The organism is Stagnimonas sp. FW305-C-60 (assembly GCF_058782965.1).
The window spans coordinates 40,638-58,136 of the sequence record NZ_JBYSYF010000010.1; the positions used below are offsets into that span (position 1 = coordinate 40,638).

At 66.0% G+C, this 17,499-nt stretch carries 16 protein-coding genes and 1 pseudogene; 14 read left to right on the forward strand and 3 right to left on the reverse strand.

All coding sequences use genetic code 11. From position 1 onward, the window contains the following. Nucleotides 1-28: 28 nt before the first annotated feature. Nucleotides 29-1,069 (reverse strand): rod shape-determining protein, encoded by a 1,041-nt coding sequence (locus AC3WT6_RS17335; protein WP_123212320.1) that lies wholly within the window; start codon nt 1,067-1,069, stop codon nt 29-31. A 138-nt stretch (nt 1,070-1,207) separates the two neighbouring features. Between AC3WT6_RS17335 and gatC the strand changes: the two genes are divergently transcribed. From gatC to AC3WT6_RS17400, 13 genes are all read left to right on the forward strand, one after another. Then, nucleotides 1,208-1,495 carry an Asp-tRNA(Asn)/Glu-tRNA(Gln) amidotransferase subunit GatC gene (gene gatC / locus AC3WT6_RS17340; protein ID WP_492654857.1) on the forward strand — a complete coding sequence of 96 codons (288 nt, stop codon included), beginning with the start codon at nt 1,208-1,210 and terminating at the stop codon, nt 1,493-1,495. Between the two features lie 89 nt (nt 1,496-1,584). Then, nucleotides 1,585-3,039, forward strand: a complete 1,455-nt coding sequence (gene gatA / locus AC3WT6_RS17345; protein ID WP_492654858.1) for an Asp-tRNA(Asn)/Glu-tRNA(Gln) amidotransferase subunit GatA — start codon at nt 1,585-1,587, stop codon at nt 3,037-3,039. 3 nt (nt 3,040-3,042) lie between these two features. Beyond that, nucleotides 3,043-4,488, forward strand: a complete 1,446-nt coding sequence (gene gatB / locus AC3WT6_RS17350) for an Asp-tRNA(Asn)/Glu-tRNA(Gln) amidotransferase subunit GatB (RefSeq protein WP_492654859.1) — start codon at nt 3,043-3,045, stop codon at nt 4,486-4,488. After that, entirely contained in the window at nt 4,488-5,366 is an 879-nt protein-coding gene (hslO, locus tag AC3WT6_RS17355) for an Hsp33 family molecular chaperone HslO (protein ID WP_492654860.1), read from the forward strand. Before gatB ends, hslO begins: the two co-directional genes overlap by 1 nt. Continuing rightward, the gene (locus AC3WT6_RS17360) at nt 5,363-5,824 is read left to right on the forward strand and encodes an SET domain-containing protein-lysine N-methyltransferase (protein WP_492654861.1); all 462 of its coding nucleotides are present in this window, start codon (nt 5,363-5,365) and stop codon (nt 5,822-5,824) included. The genes hslO and AC3WT6_RS17360 overlap by 4 nt, the downstream gene beginning before the upstream one ends. A 138-nt stretch (nt 5,825-5,962) precedes the next feature. Beyond that, a complete protein-coding gene (locus AC3WT6_RS17365) occupies nt 5,963-6,748 on the forward strand; it encodes a DUF1295 domain-containing protein (RefSeq protein WP_492654862.1) in 786 nt (261 codons plus the stop codon). Nucleotides 6,749-6,810: 62 nt separating this feature from the next. After that, nucleotides 6,811-7,854: an SAM-dependent methyltransferase gene (locus tag AC3WT6_RS17370; RefSeq protein WP_492654863.1), complete on the forward strand. Its 1,044-nt coding sequence runs from the start codon at nt 6,811-6,813 to the stop codon at nt 7,852-7,854. 159 nt (nt 7,855-8,013) lie between these two features. Further along, nucleotides 8,014-8,793, forward strand: a complete 780-nt coding sequence (locus tag AC3WT6_RS17375; protein ID WP_492654864.1) for a ferredoxin--NADP reductase — start codon at nt 8,014-8,016, stop codon at nt 8,791-8,793. Beyond that, nucleotides 8,793-9,839, forward strand: a complete 1,047-nt coding sequence (locus AC3WT6_RS17380) for an MBL fold metallo-hydrolase (RefSeq protein WP_492654865.1) — start codon at nt 8,793-8,795, stop codon at nt 9,837-9,839. Before AC3WT6_RS17375 ends, AC3WT6_RS17380 begins: the two co-directional genes overlap by 1 nt. After that, a complete protein-coding gene (locus tag AC3WT6_RS17385; protein ID WP_492654866.1) occupies nt 9,836-10,588 on the forward strand; it encodes a hypothetical protein in 753 nt (250 codons plus the stop codon). The genes AC3WT6_RS17380 and AC3WT6_RS17385 overlap by 4 nt, the downstream gene beginning before the upstream one ends. A gap of 6 nt (nt 10,589-10,594) precedes the next feature. After that, on the forward strand, nt 10,595-11,902 hold the full coding sequence (locus AC3WT6_RS17390; protein ID WP_492654867.1) for a thioredoxin family protein: 1,308 nt from the start codon (nt 10,595-10,597) through the stop codon (nt 11,900-11,902). A 53-nt stretch (nt 11,903-11,955) separates the two neighbouring features. After that, nucleotides 11,956-12,825, forward strand: a complete 870-nt coding sequence (gene purU / locus AC3WT6_RS17395) for a formyltetrahydrofolate deformylase (protein ID WP_492654868.1) — start codon at nt 11,956-11,958, stop codon at nt 12,823-12,825. A gap of 110 nt (nt 12,826-12,935) precedes the next feature. Next, entirely contained in the window at nt 12,936-14,051 is a 1,116-nt protein-coding gene (locus tag AC3WT6_RS17400; protein ID WP_492654869.1) for a DUF2855 family protein, read from the forward strand. A 114-nt stretch (nt 14,052-14,165) separates the two neighbouring features. Here the strand turns inward: AC3WT6_RS17400 and AC3WT6_RS17405 are convergent, their stop codons facing one another. Further along, nucleotides 14,166-15,818, reverse strand: a complete 1,653-nt coding sequence (locus tag AC3WT6_RS17405; RefSeq protein WP_492654870.1) for an AMP-binding protein — start codon at nt 15,816-15,818, stop codon at nt 14,166-14,168. A 142-nt stretch (nt 15,819-15,960) separates the two neighbouring features. Between AC3WT6_RS17405 and AC3WT6_RS17410 the strand changes: the two genes are divergently transcribed. Beyond that, nucleotides 15,961-17,163: an SMP-30/gluconolactonase/LRE family protein gene (locus tag AC3WT6_RS17410; protein WP_492654871.1), complete on the forward strand. Its 1,203-nt coding sequence runs from the start codon at nt 15,961-15,963 to the stop codon at nt 17,161-17,163. Nucleotides 17,164-17,310: 147 nt separating this feature from the next. Here the strand turns inward: AC3WT6_RS17410 and AC3WT6_RS17415 are convergent. Further along, nucleotides 17,311-17,499: pseudogene (locus tag AC3WT6_RS17415) on the reverse strand (hypothetical protein); the annotation flags it as partial.

Sequence of the window (17,499 nt, forward strand, 5' to 3'; positions counted from 1 at the left end):
GCAGCCATTGAACCGCGCAGCAGGCCGATCAATCGATGTTGAACTTGTCGCCCTGCTGGTCGAGCATGTCCAGCATCATGCCGCCGCCGCGCGCCACGCAGGTGAGCGGATCGTCGGCGATGATCACCGGCAGGCCGGTTTCCTCGCTGATCAGCTTGTCGAGATCGCGCAGCAGGGCGCCACCGCCGGTCAGCACGATGCCGCGCTCGGCGACGTCGCTGCCGAGTTCCGGCGGAGTACGCTCCAGCGCCTGCTTGACTGCCTTGACGATGCCGGCCAGCGGCTCCTGCAGGGCGTCCAGCACTTCGTTCGAGTTCATCGTGAAGTTGCGCGGCACGCCGGCGGCGAGGTGGCGGCCGACGATGTCGATCTCGTGCACTTCGTGGCTGGGGAAGGCGGTGCCGATTTCCTGCTTGATGCGCTCGGCGGTGGCCTCGCCGATCAGCATGTTGTACTGGCGACGCACGTAGCTGACGATGGCCTCGTCGAACTTGTCGCCGCCGATGCGCACGCTCTCGGCATAGACGATGCCGTCCAGCGAGATCACCGCGACTTCCGAGGTGCCGCCGCCGATGTCGACCACCATCGAGCCGCGTGCCTCGCTGATCGGGATGCCGGCGCCCAGCGCCGCGGCGATCGGCTCTTCAATGACATAGACCTTGCGGGCGCCGGCGTTTTCCACCGACTCGCGGATCGCGCGGCGCTCGACCTGGGTCGAGCCATAGGGCACGCAGACCACCACGCGGGTCATCGGCCGCATCATGTGGCGGCCCTTCTGCACCTTGCGGATGAAATGCTGCAGCATCTTCTCCGTCACCGTGTAGTCGGCGATCACGCCATCGCGCAGCGGGCGGATGGTGGAGATGTTGGTGGGCGTGCGGCCGAGCATGCGCTTGGCGTCGATGCCCACCGCTTCGATCTTCTTGGCGCCGCGGGCGTCCAAGCGGATGGCCACGACCGAGGGCTCGTTGAGCACGATGCCTTCGTCGCGGACGTAAACCAGGGTGTTCGCAGTGCCGAGGTCAATCGAGAGATCGTTGACGAACAGGCGGCTGATGGCGTCTAACATCTGAGGGTGATTCCGGAAGCAGGGGGGATTGGCCGCTGGCGGCCGGGTGAACATGCTACGCGTCCAGTGTCGTGCAGCCCTCCGCTGCAAACACTAAAATTGTGCATCTGCACATCATATCAATGATTTTTGCCCCCGATGAGCCTGACCCCCGAACAAGTGCAGCAAGTTGCCCATCTGGCCCGGCTGGAGCTGAAGGCCGAGATGGTCCCGACCTACGCCCAGCAGCTCTCCAACATCCTGGCGATGGTGGATCAGCTCACGGCCGCCAACACCCAGGGCGTGAGCCCCATGGCCCATCCCCTGGGCCTGACCCAGCGTCTGCGCCCGGACGTGGTCACCGAGACCAATCGGCGTGAGGTCTACCAGGCCCACGCGCCGGCGGTCGAAGACGGCCTGTTCCTGGTGCCGAAAGTCATCGAATAGTTCCGGGAGGCGCAAGGGACGAGGAGCGAGGCGCAACGGCGCCCGCTGTTCACGCCTTGCCCCTCACGCCTCACGCCTCACGAGAAAAAATGCATACCCTGTCACTCAAAGAACTCAGCGCGGGCCTGGCGGCGAAGAAGTTTTCTTCGCGCGAGCTGACCCAGCACTATCTGGCCCGCATCGCCGAGCGCGATGGCGCGCTCAATAGCTATGTCACCGTCACCCCCGAGATCGCGCTGGCCCAGGCCGATGCCGCCGACGCCCGGCTGGCCCGTGGCGAGGCGGGGCTGTTGACCGGTATCCCGCTGGCGCAAAAGGACATTTTCTGCACCGAGGGCGTGCGCACCGCCTGCGGCTCGAAGATGCTCGACAAGTTCATCGCGCCCTACGACGCCACCATCGTCAAGAAGCTGCATGCCGAGGCCGGCATGGTCCTGCTCGGCAAGCTGAACATGGACGAATTCGCCATGGGCTCGTCGAACGAGACCAGCTGGTACGGCCCGGTGAAGAATCCCTGGGATCTGAGCCGTGTGCCCGGCGGTTCCTCCGGCGGCTCGGTGGCCTGCGTCGCTGCCGGCCTGGCGCCGGTCGCCACCGCCACCGACACCGGCGGTTCGATCCGCCAGCCCGCCGCCTTCACCAATCTCACCGGCATCAAGCCGACTTACGGCCGGGTGTCGCGCTACGGGATGATCGCCTTCGCCTCCAGCCTGGATCAGGCCGGTGTGGTGGCGCGCTCCACCGAGGACGCGGCCCTGGTGCTGCAGGCCATGTCCGGCTTCGATGCGCTGGATTCGACCAGCATCGAGCGCCCGGTCGATGACCTCGTCGGTGGTCTGGGTGCCTCGATCAAGGGCCTGAAGATCGGCCTGCCCAAGGAGTACTTCGCCGCCGGCATGGCGCCCGGCGTGCGCGCCCGGGTGGACGAGGCCATTGCCCAGTTGCAGGCGCTCGGCGCCGAGGTCCGCGAGATCAGCCTGCCCAATGCACCGCTGTCGGTGCCGACCTATTACGTGGTGGCACCCGCCGAGGCCAGCAGCAACCTCGCCCGCTTCGACGGTGTGCGTTATGGCCATCGCAGCGCCGAGGCCAGGACGCTGGAAGAGCTCTACAAGAAGAGCCGTGGCGAGGGCTTTGGCGCCGAAGTGCAGCGCCGCATCATGATCGGCACCTATGTGCTCAGTCATGGCTATTACGACGCCTACTATCTGCAAGCGCAGAAGGTGAGGAAGCTGATCTACGAGGACTTCAAGCGCGCCTACGAAACGGTGGATGTCATCCTGGCACCGACCACGACGGGCACTGCCTTCAAGTTCGGCGAGAACAGTGACGATCCGGTGGCGATGTACTTGAACGACATCTACACCATCGCCGCCAATCTGGCGGGCATCCCGGCCATGAGCCTGCCCTGCGGGTTCAGCGAGGGCCTGCCGGTCGGCTTCCAGCTGATGGGCAATTATTTCGACGAAGGGCGTCTGCTCAACGTCGCGCATCAATACCAGCTGGCGACCGATTTCCATCGCGCCACGCCGAAAGGGTTTTAAGCCATGACGATTCCAGCCGGCTGGGAAGCGGTGATCGGACTCGAAGTCCACTGCCAGCTTCTCACCAAGACCAAGATTTTCTCCGGCGCCTCGACCACCTATGGTGCCGCGCCCAACACCCAGGCCGACGCGGTGACGCTGGGCCTGCCTGGCGTGCTGCCGGTGCTCAATCGCGAGGCGGTGACTTACGCCGTCAAGTTCGGACTCTCGGTCGATGCCAAGATCGCCGAGACCTGTGTGTTCGCGCGCAAGCACTACTTCTATCCGGACCTGCCCAAGGGTTACCAGATCAGCCAGTACGAGCTGCCGATCGTCGAGCACGGTCATCTCGACATCGAGGTCGATGGCGTGAGCAAGCGCATCGGCATCACCCGCGCGCATCTGGAAGAAGACGCCGGCAAGTCGCTGCACGACGCCTTTCCTGGCTTCACCGGCATTGACCTCAACCGTGCCGGCACGCCGCTGATCGAGATCGTCTCCGAGCCCGACATCCGCAACAGCGCCGAGGCGGTGGCTTATCTCAAGAAGCTGCACCAGCTGGTGGTGGCGCTGGGCGTGTGCGACGGCAACATGCAGGAAGGCAGCTTCCGCTGCGATGCCAACGTCAGCGTGCGGCGCGGGCCGGATGCGCCCTTCGGCACCCGCACCGAAACCAAGAACATCAACTCCTTCCGCTACGTGCAGCAGGCCATCGACTACGAGATCGAGCGCCAGATCGAGGTAATCGAGTCCGGCGGCAAGATTTACCAGGAAACCCGGCTGTTCAACCCGGATACCGGCGAGACCCGGGCGATGCGCTCGAAGGAAAACGCCAACGACTACCGCTATTTCCCCGATCCCGATCTGCTGCCGGTGGTGGTCACCGCCGCCGACCTTGAGCGCATCCGCGCTTCGATGCCGGAGCTGCCGACCGCCAAGAAGGCGCGCTTCGAGAGCCAGTACGGCCTGTCCGCCTATGACGCCAACCTGCTGACCAGCGAAACCGCGCTGGCCGACTACTACGAGACCGTGGTCAAGGCCAGCGGCGCCGAGGCCAAGACCTGCGCCAACTGGGTCACCGGCGATCTGCTGGCCTCGCTCAACAAGTCCGGCAAATCCATCGAGGAATCGCCGATTTCCGCCAGCCAACTGGCCGGCCTGATCGCGCGCATCGCCGACAAGACCATCAGCGGCAAGATCGCCAAGGACGTGTTCGAGGCGATGCTGGCCGGCGAGGGCGAGGCCGACTCGATCATCAAGGCCAAGGGCCTGGTGCAGATCACCGACGAGGGCGCGATTGCCGCCGCCATCGATGCGATCATCGCCGCCAACCCACAGCAGCTGGCCGATTACCGCGCGGGCAAGGACAAGCTGTTCGGCTTCTTCGTCGGTCAGGCGATGAAGGCGACGCAGGGCAAGGCCAATCCCGACGCGCTCAATCGTCTGCTCAAGGAAAAGCTGGCGGGCTGATGGCGAATCGTCTGCTGCCGTTTTTGATCGAGAACCGCGGCGTCCGCGGCTTTGCCGTCGAGATCACCGAGGGTATTCCCGACCTGCTGGGCTGGCGCGACTACCCGCCGGATGTGCTCCGCCAGCTTGGCCATGCCCTGGCGGCGACACCGCTGCTGGCGGCCGATCTGCCCCCGGACGCGCGCTTCAATCTGCAGTTCCAAGGCCAGGTCGGCGCCGATGCCGAGGCGCCGGTGAAGCTGCTGGTGACCCAGATCGACGCGCAATTGCAGATGCGCGGCATGGCCAAGTTCGCGCCGGAGGCGGCCGGCGATTTCCAGGCTCTGCTGGGCGGCGGCACTCTCGCCTGCCTGATCGAGCCGCGCCACGGCGGCGAGCGCTACCAGGCGCTGGTCGGCGTGTTCGGCGATTCGCTCTCCGAGGCCTTGCAGATCTACTACGGACAGTCCGAGCAGTTGCTCACCCGCGTGCGCCTGGGTGCCGCGCCGGACAAGTTCGTCGGGCTGATGCTGCAGCGCCTGCCGGAGAACAGCAGCGACGACGACTGGGTGCATGTCCATCATCTGGTGCAGACCCTGGAAGAGCCGGAGCTGCTCGCCACCGACGCCGAGACGCTGTTGCGGCGCCTGTTCGCCGAAGACACGGTGCGGGTGTTCGAGTCGCGTCCCATCACTCTGCAATGCCAGTGCAGCCATGCGCAGATCTCGGCGATGCTGCTGGGCCTGGGCGAGGAGGAGCTCAAGCCCTTGCTGGTCGAGCGTGGCCGCGTCGATGTCACCTGCGAGTTCTGCGGCAAGGAGTACGGCTATCGCGAGGTCGAGGTGCGCGAGCTGTTCGCCGCCTCGCAGGCGGAGTCCAGCGAGCACCGGCTGCAATGATCCTGCCCCGGTACCGCGTCGAGGCCTCGGGCATTCCCGGTGCCGGCAAGGGCTTGTTCCTCGACGAGGCGGTGACCCGTGGCCGGGTGCTGATCGCTCCCGACAACATCCACACGGTGTGGCCAGAGGCGCGACTGCGCCAGTACCCGGCCGACTCGCTCGAAGTCGAGTCCAGCGTGCGTTGGTTCGAGGATCAGTTCTCGCTGACGCCGGAATGGAGCGACGAGTGCTACGTCAATCATTCCTTCACGCCGACGGCGCTCTGGCATCTGGGCTTCGTGTTCGCCGGCGACGACCTTGCCGCCGGAACCGAGATCACTGTCGACTACCGGCTGGTGATCGGTAGCGGCGAGGTGCTGCCCTTTCGCGATGCGCTGACCGGCCAGGACATCGTCGGCCTGCCCTGGCAGGACAATCTGCGCAGCAGCGCCAGCCGGTTGCTGGAATTGCTCGGCTGAGCCGGCGGTCTGGCGGCTCGGTGCGAACAGGGCCAGCTGGTGCATCCACCGCGCCCGAACCCGCGTATCAGGGCTTGCCGTAGCAGGGGGTATAAGCTGCCCCGGCACTGATCCTTGCCTCGTTCGGGAGCCCGCGCCTTGTCGCCGCTAAACGCCTTTCTGCTGTCGGTGCTGATCGTCTTCCTGGCCAAGACCGGGGCCTGGCTGCTACAGCGGCGCACCGGCAATGCCGGCATCGTCGATGCCATCTGGGCGTTCAGCCTGGGTGGGCTCGCGGTCTTCTATGCTCTGGTGGGCAGCGCGCCTGCGGAAACCCGGTTGACCCTGGCGGTGCTTGGCGGCCTCTGGGGCCTGCGCCTGGGCAGCCATCTGTGGAGCCGCACCTGGGGGCATGCCGAGGACTGGCGCTACGCCCAGCTGCGTGCCGAGTGGGGGAGCGCGGCCAACCGCAAGATGTTCGGCTTTTTCCAGTTCCAGAACCTGTTCACCCTGCTGCTGTCCGCCAGCGCCTTTCTGACCGTGGCCTACCGCCCGGACGAGGCACCGAACTGGGCTCAGGCCCTGGCACTCGGTATCTGGGTCTCGGCGGTGCTGGGCGAAACCCTGGCCGACAACCAGATGGAAGAGTTCCGTCGCCTGCCGGAGAACCGGGGCCGGGTTTGCGACCGGGGGCTCTGGTACTACTCCCGCCACCCCAACTACTTCTTCGAATGCCTGCACTGGCTGGCCTATGTGCCGCTGGCGCTGGGCAGCCCCTGGGGCTGGCTGAGCTGCGCCGCGCCGCTGGTGATGGCCGGTCTGCTGCTGAAGCTATCCGGCATACCCATGCTGGAAAAAGGCCTGATGCAGCGCAAGCCGGACTACGCGGACTACGTGGCGCGCACCAGCGCCCTGATTCCCTGGCCGCCCAAGTCGCGCACCTAGCCGCGGTTGCGGCAGCTCGTCCCACTTTTCTCACTGCACCCGACAAGGCGCTCTTAAGCTCCATGGACATCATCGATCTCTGCGAAAAGGGCCTGATCCCCGACGCGCTGACCCGCTATGGCATGCGTCAGCTGATCAAGACCCGGCTGACCGACGCGGCCAACCTCGATGGCGAGGAACGTTCGCGGCGGTTCAACCGCTTTCTCGACGAACTGCGGGCGGCGCCGATCGCCATCGAGACCAAGGCCGCCAATCAGCAGCACTATGAAGTGCCTGCGGAGTTTTTCCATGCCCACCTCGGGCCGCAGCTGAAGTACTCCTGCTGCCTGTATCCGACCGGGCGGGAGACCTTGGCCGAGGCCGAGCAGAAGATGCTGGAGCTCTACGCCGAGCGCGCGCAGTTGGAGGACGGCATGCGGATTCTCGACCTCGGTTGCGGCTGGGGTTCGCTCTGTACCTGGCTGGCGCAGCGCTACCCCAACAGTCGGATCGTCGGCCTGTCCAATTCCCACGGCCAGCGCGAGTTCATCGAGAACCGCGCCCGCGAACGGGGCCTGGACAATTTGTCCATACACACCGGAAATGTCGCCGAATTCGACTTCAGCGCCGAGCAGCTGGCGGGCGGCTTCGATCGGGTGCTCAGCATCGAGATGTTCGAGCACATGAAGAACTACGGCCTGCTGCTGGAGAAGATTTCCCGCTGGATGAAGGCCGACGCCAAGCTGTTCGTGCACATCTTCGTGCACAAGCTTCTGGCCTATCACTTCGAGGACAAGGAGCAGAGCGACTGGATGACGCGCTATTTCTTCCTGGGCGGCACCATGCCCAGCGAGAACCTGCTGCTGAACTTCCAGGACCAGGTCCGGCTGGAGCGCCAGTGGTGGGTCGACGGCCGCCATTACGAGAAGACCAGCAACCACTGGCTGGCCGGCATGGATGCCCGCAAGGACGAGATCATGGCGATCTTCCGCCAGGGCTACGGCGAGGCCGAGGCGGCGATCTGGTTCCAGCGCTGGCGCATGTTCTACATGGCGGTGGCCGAGTTCTTCGGCTACGCCCAGGGCAATGAATGGGGCGTCGGGCACTACCTATTCAGTAAGCGCTAGTGGCGGGAAAAGTGCGATTGTCGGCAGGAGCGGGCCTGGTCTAGTCCATGCGCAGGATGCTGCGCTGCGGCAGGCTTCCTATCGTTACGCACCCCCAAGCGGCGCGAACGGTGGTAAGGTTCGCGCCGATTTTTTGTCCGATCAAGCCGGTAAAACACGATGGCCGCCGCCTTCCGCAACGAACGTATCCTCAAGGTCCACCACTGGAACGATTCGCTGTTCACCATCACCACCACCCGCGACCCGGGGCTGCGCTTCGAAAACGGCCAGTTCGTGATGATCGGTCTGGAAGTCAACGGCAAGCCGCTGCTGCGCGCCTACTCCATCGCCAGCCCCAATTACGAGGACAAGCTGGAGTTCTTCAGCATCAAGGTGCAGAACGGCCCGCTGACCTCGCGCCTGCAGCACGTCCAGGTGGGCGACGAGCTCTTGGTGGGCGTCAAGCCCACCGGCACCCTGGTGCTGCACGATCTCAAGCCGGCCAAGCATCTCTACCTGCTGTCCACCGGCACTGGCCTGGCGCCCTTCCTCGCCACCATCCGTGATCCCGAAACCTACGAGCGTTTCGAGAAGGTGGTGCTGATCCACGGCGTGCGCATGGTCAACGACCTCGCCTACCATGACTTCATCGAGAAGGAGCTCCCCAACGACGAGGCGCTGGGCGAGATGGTGCGCAACCAGCTGATCTACTACCCGACGGTGACCCGCGAGCCGTTCCGCAACCACGGCCGTCTCACCGATCTGCTGGACAGCGACAAGCTCACCTCCGACATCGGCCTGCCGCCGCTGAATCCGGAAACCGACCGCGCGATGATCTGCGGCAGCCCGGGCATGCTCGAAGACAGCCGCAAGCTGCTCGACCGGCGCGGCTTCGTGGTGTCTCCGCACATCGGCACGCCCGGCGACTACGTGATCGAGCGCGCCTTCGTCGAGAAGTGATGCGGCGGGGCGCCGCCGCGCTGGCAACCGCCCTGTTGCTGGCCGTCTGCGCCCTGGCTGGGGCCTATCAGGGCCCGATCAGCGACCACTTCGACGGTCGGCTTTTCCACAATGCCCAGCCCTTTGACAAGGGCGCCCTGGACCTGTTGCGCTTCGCCCTCACCCGTGAGCCAGGCGCGTGGCGGCGTGACCTCAGTTTGCCGCCGGGCCCCAAGCCCTTGCCCTGGGCCGGGCAGGGCGCCTTGCGGGTCACCGTGGTCAACCACGCCAGCGCGCTGATCCAGTTCGACGGCCAGAACTTGCTGACCGACCCGATCTGGAGCGAGCGCGCCAGCCCGCTGTCCTGGGCCGGGCCGCGTCGCCATGTGCCGCCGGGGCTGCGCTTCGAGGATCTGCCGCGCATCGACGCGGTGCTGATCAGCCACAACCACTACGACCATCTGGACCTGCCGACCCTCCAGCGCCTGGCGGCCGAGCACGACCCGCTGTTCCTCGTCGGCCTCGGCGAGGCCGAGACCCTGCGTGCCGCCGGCCTGGATCGCGTCGTCGAGCTGGACTGGTGGCAGGCGCACACCCTGGCCAATGGCCGCAAGGTCTGGGGCGCGCCCTCGGTGCACTGGACCGGGCGCGGCTGGGGTGACCGCAACCGTAGCCTGTGGTTGTCCTATGTGATCGAAACCGCGGGCGGTCCGGTGTACTTCGCCGGTGATACCGGCTACGGCCCACAGTTCCGGCAGGTGGCCGAGCGCTTCGGGCCGATGCGTCTGGCGCTGCTGCCGATCGGCGCCTACAAGCCGCGCTGGCTCACGGCCTACCAGCATCTCGACCCGGCCGAGGCCTTGCGCGCGGCGTCCGACCTGCGGGCCTCGGCGGCGCTCGCGGTCCACTTCGGCACTTTCGAGCTGGCTGACGACGGGCAGGCTGAGGCCCCGGAGGAACTGCGGCGCCTGCGCCAGGTGGCCGGCTTGCCGGATCGGGCTTTCGATATACCCCGGTTCGGCAGCGGCTATGATTTCGCTCCCCTGTCATCGGCGAGCAATCCATGAGCCGTCTGCTGTTTGCTGTCCTGGCGCTCGTGACGGCCGCTGGCCTGCACGCCTCGGAGCAGAACAAGCCGTTCTACGGCTACGCCTACGATCTCGGTTCCGGCAAGTACCTCTACACCGAGGTGCACGACCCGATGTTCGAGGGCGGCAAGCAGGTCGGCAGCCGCGTCCGCTACGTGGCGCCGGACGGCTCCCTGCTGGGCACCAAGTCCATCGACTACAGGCCGGACTGCTTCGTGCCGGTGTTCCGCACCGAACTGGTGAAGGAAGGCTATGTCGAGGCGATTCTGGGCAGCGGTGCGAACATCGACATGCTCCGCGTCGAAGGCCGTGACAAGCCGGAGAAGCGCAAGAGCGTCAAGAAAGAAGGGCTGATGGCCGCCGACGCCGGTTTCCACTGCCTGCTGCAAGCCAAGCTGCCGGCACTGATCGCCGGCGAGAAGGTCAGCTTCCGTTTCGCGGTGGCCGGGCAGCTCGATACCTTCCGCTTCGAGGCGCGCAAGGTCGGCGAGGCGAGCTTCGAGGGCCGCAAGGCGGTGAAGCTGCTGATCGAACCCGATTCCCTGCTGCGCTACATCGCGCCGGAACTGGAAATGCTCTACGACCCGGTGAGCCGCGATCTCTACGAGTTCCGCGGCATCTCCAACCTCCACGATCCCAAGACCGGCTCCGCCTACATGGCGCGCATCGCCTATTACAGCGTGCCGCCGCCGGACGCCCCCAAGAACCTGCCGCCGCTGCCGCGCTGAGGTCCCATGCTCCACCGTCTAGCTGCCCTGGTCGTGCTCGCCCTGCTCTCGGGGTTTGCCTACGCCGACAACCAGGACTTTGAAACCGCCCTGAAGGCCGCCGCCGAGCGCAATCAGCCGCTGCTGCTCGATTTCCATGCACCCTGGTGCTACTCCTGCTACTACATGAAGAAGAACGTGCTCAATGGTCCCGAATGGACCAAGGTCGAGCGCGACGCCGTGGTGCTGGAAGTGGATGCCGACGCGCCCGAGGGCGCCGCGCTCAAGGAGCGCTTCCAGGTCAAGGCCCTGCCCAGCTATGTGGTGCTCGACAGCCAAGGCGACGAGATCGGCCGCATCAGCGCCGAGCGCACCCGCTGGCAGTTCTATACCGAGCTGAGCGCGATTACCGCCCGCAACACCTCCCTGATGGTGCTGCGCGGCCGCGCGGAGCGCGGTGGCAAGGATGGTGTCGAGGCAACCCGCGAGGTGCTGTCCTCCTACCTGGCCCGTCGCGATCATGAGGCTGGTCTGGCCTGGTTCGCGGCGCTGCCGGAGTCGGGTCGCCAGGAGGCCGGCAAGGACGCGCGGGTGCGTCGTCGCCTGGCGCGGCTGGAGCTACTGAAAGCGGCGGCCGACAAGCAGCCCCAGGCCTGTCTGGCGGCGCTGGGCAAGGCCACCGAGGGCGGCCTGGATTGCGACAGTCCCTACGATTTCGATGCCGCGCTGCAATGCGCCGACGGTCAGCCCAAGGCCGAACTGCAGGCCGCCCTGATGCCCTTGCGCAAGCCCTATGAGCGGCTGCTCGCCGAGCGCGTGCTGAGCCGCAAGGCGAATTGCGCCGACGTGCGCACCGCGGTGTTCGTCGCTGCCGACTACTACCACGCCCTGGGCGACTACAAGGCCGAGGGCGCGGTGATGGTGAGCGCCATCCGTCAGCTGGAGTCGCGGGTGTTCAGCAATCCCAAGGCCGACCGCAATGCCGCCGACAATCTGCGGGTGTTCTACGAGGCCAATGGCAATGACGACAAGCTCGACGCCCTGCTGGCGAAGCTGATCGCCGCTTACCCCGAGGACTATGTCTACCCCAATCGCTACGCCCGCCTGCTGGCCAAGCGCGGCCTGCACCAGAAGGCCTTGCCCTACTACGAGCAGGCCGCGACCCTGGCCTATGGTCTCAACCGCCTGAAGAATGCCGAGGGACAGGCGAAGTCGCTGATCGCCTTGCACCGCGAGGACGAGGCCCGGCGGGTGGTGGCCGAGGCCCTGAAGGCCAACGGCCCCTGGTTCCCGGAAGACGCCGCCCGTCTCAAGAAACTCGTCACCGCTTCCTGATCCGTTTCCTAATCTGCTCCGGAGGCCGCCGCTCCGATGCGGGCGGCCCAATCATGACCACCTCGCCTGAAACTACCGCCCGCCTGCGCGTCAGCTGCCCCGACAAGCCCGGCATCGTCGCCGCCGTCACCAACTTCCTCTACCACCACGGCGTCAACATCACCGAGCTGGACCAGCATTCCAGCGATGCCTACGGCGGCAAGTTCTTCCTGCGTCTGGAGTTCCAGACCCCGACCCTGGACGTCACCGGCGACGCCCTGGTGCGCGCCTTCGGCGAAGTAGTGGCCAAGCCCTACCAGATGGACTGGCGGATCAACTTCGCGGCGGTCAAACCGCGCATGGCGATCCTGGTCAGCAGGCACGACCATGCGCTGATGGAGCTGCTCTGGCGCTATTCGCGTGGCGAGCTCAGGGTGGACATCCCGGTGGTGATCTCCAACCACCCCGACCTGCGCGAGGCGGTGGAGGGCTTCGGCGTGCGCTTCGAGCAGGTCGCCATCGACGCCAGCAGTCACGCTGCCGCCGAGGCGCGGATGCAGGAGCTGCTGCAAGGGCAGGCCGACTTTCTGGTGCTGGCGCGCTACATGCGCATCCTCTCGGCCGAGTTCGTGGCGCGCTGGCCGATGAAGATCATCAACATCCACCACTCCTTCCTGCCCGCCTTCGCCGGTGCCGACCCCTACCAGCAGGCGGATGATCGCGGCGTGAAGCTGATCGGCGCGACTGCCCACTACGTCACCGCCGAGCTGGACCAGGGTCCGATCATCGAGCAGGACGTCGGTCGCGTCAGCCACCGCCACAGCGTGCCCGACCTGCGCCGCCTGGGCCGTGATCTCGAACGCCAGGTACTGGCGCGCGCGGTGCGCTGGCACGTCGAGGAGCGGGTGATCGTGCACGGCAACAAGACGGTGGTGTTCGCCTGAACGGACTGGGCAGGGGGACCCCGTAATTCCTGCGATCCCTCATTCAAGGCATACCTAATAGTCCGCAACTGAACTAGCCTTCAGGTTCTCAATGGACTGAGCAGTGCTGAATGAGCTCCGCGGCATCTCCAGCGGCTGGCCCCGCTGTCTGCGACTTTCAGGTCGCGCGCAAGAACCTGCATGACTGCCGCTTTGTCGCACCCGAGCGATCACCCAGCGCACCCTTGCAGGCCGACGAGGTGCAGCTGCGGGTCGACAAGTTCGCCTTCACCGCCAACAACATCAGCTATGCGGTGTTTGGCGAGGCGATGTCCTACTGGCAGTTCTTTCCGGCGCCCGAGGGCTGGGGACGGATCCCGGTCTGGGGCTTCGCCGAGGTACTGGCCTCGCGGCATAGCGAGGTCCGTGTCGGCGAGCGGCTGTTCGGTTACCTGCCGATGTCCACCCACCTGCGGCTGCTGGCCGGCAAGGTCAACGAGCGCAGCATCCAGGATGCTTCGCCGGCGCGCGCGCGGCTGTCGCCGGTCTACAGCAGCTTCAGCCGGGTGCTGCGCGACCCCGGCTATTTCCCGGCTCGCGAGAACGAGCAGGCGCTGCTGCGGCCGCTGTTCATGACCGCCTTTCTGATCGACGATTTTCTCGACGAGCAGGCGGCCTTTGGCGCCGAGCAGATTCTGCTGTCCAGCGCTTCCAGCAAGACCGCGCTGGGCTTGGCCTTTCTGCTCCGCCGCCGCCGTCGCGGCGAGGTGATCGGCCTGACTTCGGAGGCCAATGTCGGCTTCTGCCAGCGCAGCGGCTACTACGACCGGGTGCTGGCCTACGAGCAGCTGCCAGCACTGGCCGCCTCGCGCCCCACAGTGTTCATCGACCTCGCCGGCGACGGTCGCCTGCTGCGCGGCGTGCATGAGCAGTTCCGCGAATGTCTGCGCTACAGCTGCATGGTCGGTGGCACGCACTGGAAGCAGCGCGAGACGCAGCACCAGCTGCCCGGCCCACGGCCGGAGTTCTTCTTCGCGCCTACCCAGCTGCGCAAGCGCCAGCAGGACTGGGGCGCGGTTGGCCTGGAGGAGCGCTACGCCCAGGCCTGGCGGCCCTTCCTGCTGTCGGTGGGCAGCTGGATGCGGGTGGTGCACCAGCGCGGCCCGGCGGCGGTGGAAAAGGTCTATCGCGATGCGCTAGAAGGCCGGGCGCCGCCGGAAGTGGGCTACATCCTGTCGCTCAGCTGAGCCGCTCGCGAACTCCCTGGCGTTGTCGCTCGAAGCTGCGCTGGGGCTTTTGTGAACTCGGCCTGCACCACGCCAGCGCCGGCGCGTCGTCCGGGCCGGCGGGGCGCAGTTGCATCAAGCTTCCCAGGCGACCTTGCTGCGGGTCTCGCCTTCCTTGCGGATCAGCTCGCAATAACGCTGCTCGACCTGCGGGCGCTTGACCTTCATGGTCGGGGTCATCAGGCCGTTGTCGATGGTCCAGGGCTCCTTGACCACCACGATCTTGGCGATCGCCTCGTGCGGCTCCAGGTTGGCGTTGACCGCTTCCATGTCGGCGATCAGCGCCGCCTCGATCTCGGCGCGCGGCTTCAGGCGGCCGGCCTCGTTGAGGCTGACCAGCATGATCGGCTGCTTCAGCTCGCTGCCGACGAAGCAGAGCTGGTCGATGTCGGTATTGCGTGCCAGCGCACCTTCAATCGGCGCCGGGGCCACGTACTTGCCCTTCATGGTCTTGAAGATGTCCTTCACCCGACCGGTGATGTAGAGGTAGCCCTCGGCGTCCAGGCGGCCGCGGTCGCCGGTGCGCAGATAGCCGTCCTCGGTGAAGGTCTCCTTGGTCTTCTCGGGCTCCTTGTAGTAGCCCAGCATCACGCCCGGATGCTTGTAGAGGATCTCGCCGTCCGCGCTGATCTTGGTGTTGGCGCCCGGCATCTCGCGGCCCACCGAGCCGATGCGGTTGGCTTGCGGGAGATTGGCGCTGGCGTAGATGCTGTTCTCGGTCATGCCATAGCCCTGCAAGACCTGGATGCCGAGCTTGTCGAACCACTGCAGCAGCGGCGTCGGCATCGGCGCGGCGCCGGAGAAGATCAGCCAGGCGCGGTCGAGGCCGACGGCCTTCTTGATCTTCTTCTTGACCAGCGCGCCGATGATCGGCAGGCCCAGCAGCTTGTCGAGCTTCTCCTGCGGCATCTTGCGCAGGATGCCGGCCTGGATGCGGGTGTAGACCAGGGGCACGCCGAAGAAGCGGGTCGGGCGCACGTAGGTGAGCTGCTCGGGCAGCTTGTCCAGGTGCTCCAGGAAGTAGATCTTGGCGCCCAGGTAGAGGCTGGACAGCTCCACCGCGCCGCGCTCGAACATGTGCGCCAGCGGCAGGTAGGAGAAGAAGATTTCCTCCTTCTTCGGCGGCATCGCCTTGAGCAGGCCGTTGATGGTGAACTCGGCATTGCGCCAGCTCAGCATCACGCCCTTGGGATAGCCGGTGGTGCCGGAGGTGTAGACCAGGGTCATCAGCTCGTCCGGTCCGGGCGGCGTCGGCTGGTCGATGCGGCCGTGCTGCTCGACCAGGCTGTTCCAGTCCAGCTTGCACTTGGGCGCATCGGGGTAGGGGAAGCCGATGGTGAGCAGCTCCGCCGGCAGCGCATCCATGAACTCGTGGGCGTCGATCATCGGCCCGACGAACACCGCCTTCGCTTCGCAGTGCTTGAGGATGTACTGCAAATGCTCGGTGGACTGCTTGGGATAGAGCCCGACGCTGACGCAGCCGACGGCGCTGATGGCGAGATCGGCCATCACCCAGTGCGCGGTATTGCGGCCGCCGATGCCGATCGCCGTCCCCCTGGGGATGCCCAGTGCCTTGATCGCCGAGGCCATGCGCAGCACCTGATCGGCCACCTGGGCATAGCTGTAGGCCCCCCATTCGCTATTGATGCTCTGATAGAGCCAGGGCGCGTCCGGAGTTTCGGTGGCGCGGACCAGCAGGCGTTCGATCGGGGTTTGTGCAGCCAGCATTGAGTTCTCCAGGGAACCTATTGATTGAATGCGTGTTACCGCATGTTATCGCAAGAGCCGACGCTTGCCGCACCGCTATGATTCCGGTCCTTGCGCGGCTGGCTGGCCACGCAGGCTCGAAGCGAACAAGAAGGGGGAGAAAATGCTCAAACGTATCGCCCAAGTACTCGGCCTGGTGGTGCTTCTGCCACTGCTGGCCTATCTGCTGTTCTGGCCCACGCCGATTGAGCCCGAGGCCTGGACGCCGCCGAAAGCCCCCGTTGCCGAGGGCGTCTATGCGCCCAACGAGCGGCTCAAGGCCGTGCAGCGCTTGGGGCTGGGTGCCGGTCTGGGCCCGGAAGGCATCGCCATCGACGCCGAGGGCCGCGTCTACGCCGGCTTTCTTGACGGTCGCATCGTCACCTTCTCGGCCAATGGCGCCAGCTATCAGGAACTGGCCACCGTCGAGGGCGGCCGGCCGCTGGGCTTAAGCCTGGCGCCGGGGGGCGGCCTGGTGATCGCCGACGCCCATCGCGGCCTGCTCGGTCTGGCGCCGGCCCAGCCGCTGAAGACCCTGCTCAGCGAAGCCGGCGGCGCGCCGCTGGTGTTCGCCGACGATGTCGATCTGGCGGCACAGAGCGGCAAGCTGTACTTGAGCGATGTCGCCATCTACCCCTATGCGCAGATGATGTACGAGGTGCTGGAGCACCGCGGCACCGGCCGACTGATCGAGTACGACCCGGCCAGCGGCGCTTCGCGCGTGTTGCTGGGCGGCCTGCAGTTCGCCAACGGCGTGGCGGTGGGGCCGGACGAAGCCTATGTGCTGGTCAATGAGACCAGCGCCTACCGCATCACCCGCTATTGGTTGAAGGGCGAGAAGGCCGGCACCAGCGAGGTGTTCATCGACAATCTGCCGGGCCTGCCCGACAACCTGAGCTTCAACGGCCGCGACCGCTTCTGGGTGGCCCTGTATGCGCCGCGCGATCCGCTGCTGGATGCCGTCTTGCCCGGCCCCGCCTGGATCAAGAAGCTCTTGTCGCGTCTGCCCCGCAAGCTGCTCGCGCCGCCGCCGACCAAGGCCTGGGTGCTGGGCCTGGATCTGGACGGCAAGGTGATCGCCAATCTGCAATACGAGGGCAAGGACGCCTACGCGCCGATCACCAGTGTCGAGGAGTCTGGGCCCTGGCTGTACTTCGGCTCCTTGAGCGCCGAGGGGCTGGCGCGCTTGCCCTTGCAGTCGGTGTTTGCGGATGCGCCACCGCCGCCGCCGGGCTGGGAACGTACCCCGGCCAGGCCGCATCACTTTGTACCGCCCAAGCTTGGGTACACACCGCCTGAGGAAGAGGGGCAGGGCGCAGGGCGCTAGCTTGCTGGGATTGATATTCCTTGCCTCCTAGCTTGTTCCCCTCCCCCTTGCGGGGGTGAGGCGGAAATGGGCGAAGCATGGCTTCGCCCCGCCGAAGGCCATTGCCCATGCACCGTCCCAAATTTCCCTCCCCTTTGTGGGGAGGGGTTAGGGGAGGGGGAAAGCCGTGGCGGAGTGCGGTGCTTTCGCTTGGGCTTTCTGGTGTGCGGCGGTTTGCGTTCGCGCGTTCGCGCTCTGCTGGCTGTGCAGGGTTTGATGTCTTTTTTTCGCCCCCTGGCGACTCACTTTTCTTTGCTTGTGCAAAGAAAAGTAAGCAAAAGAAAGCACACCCCTGCG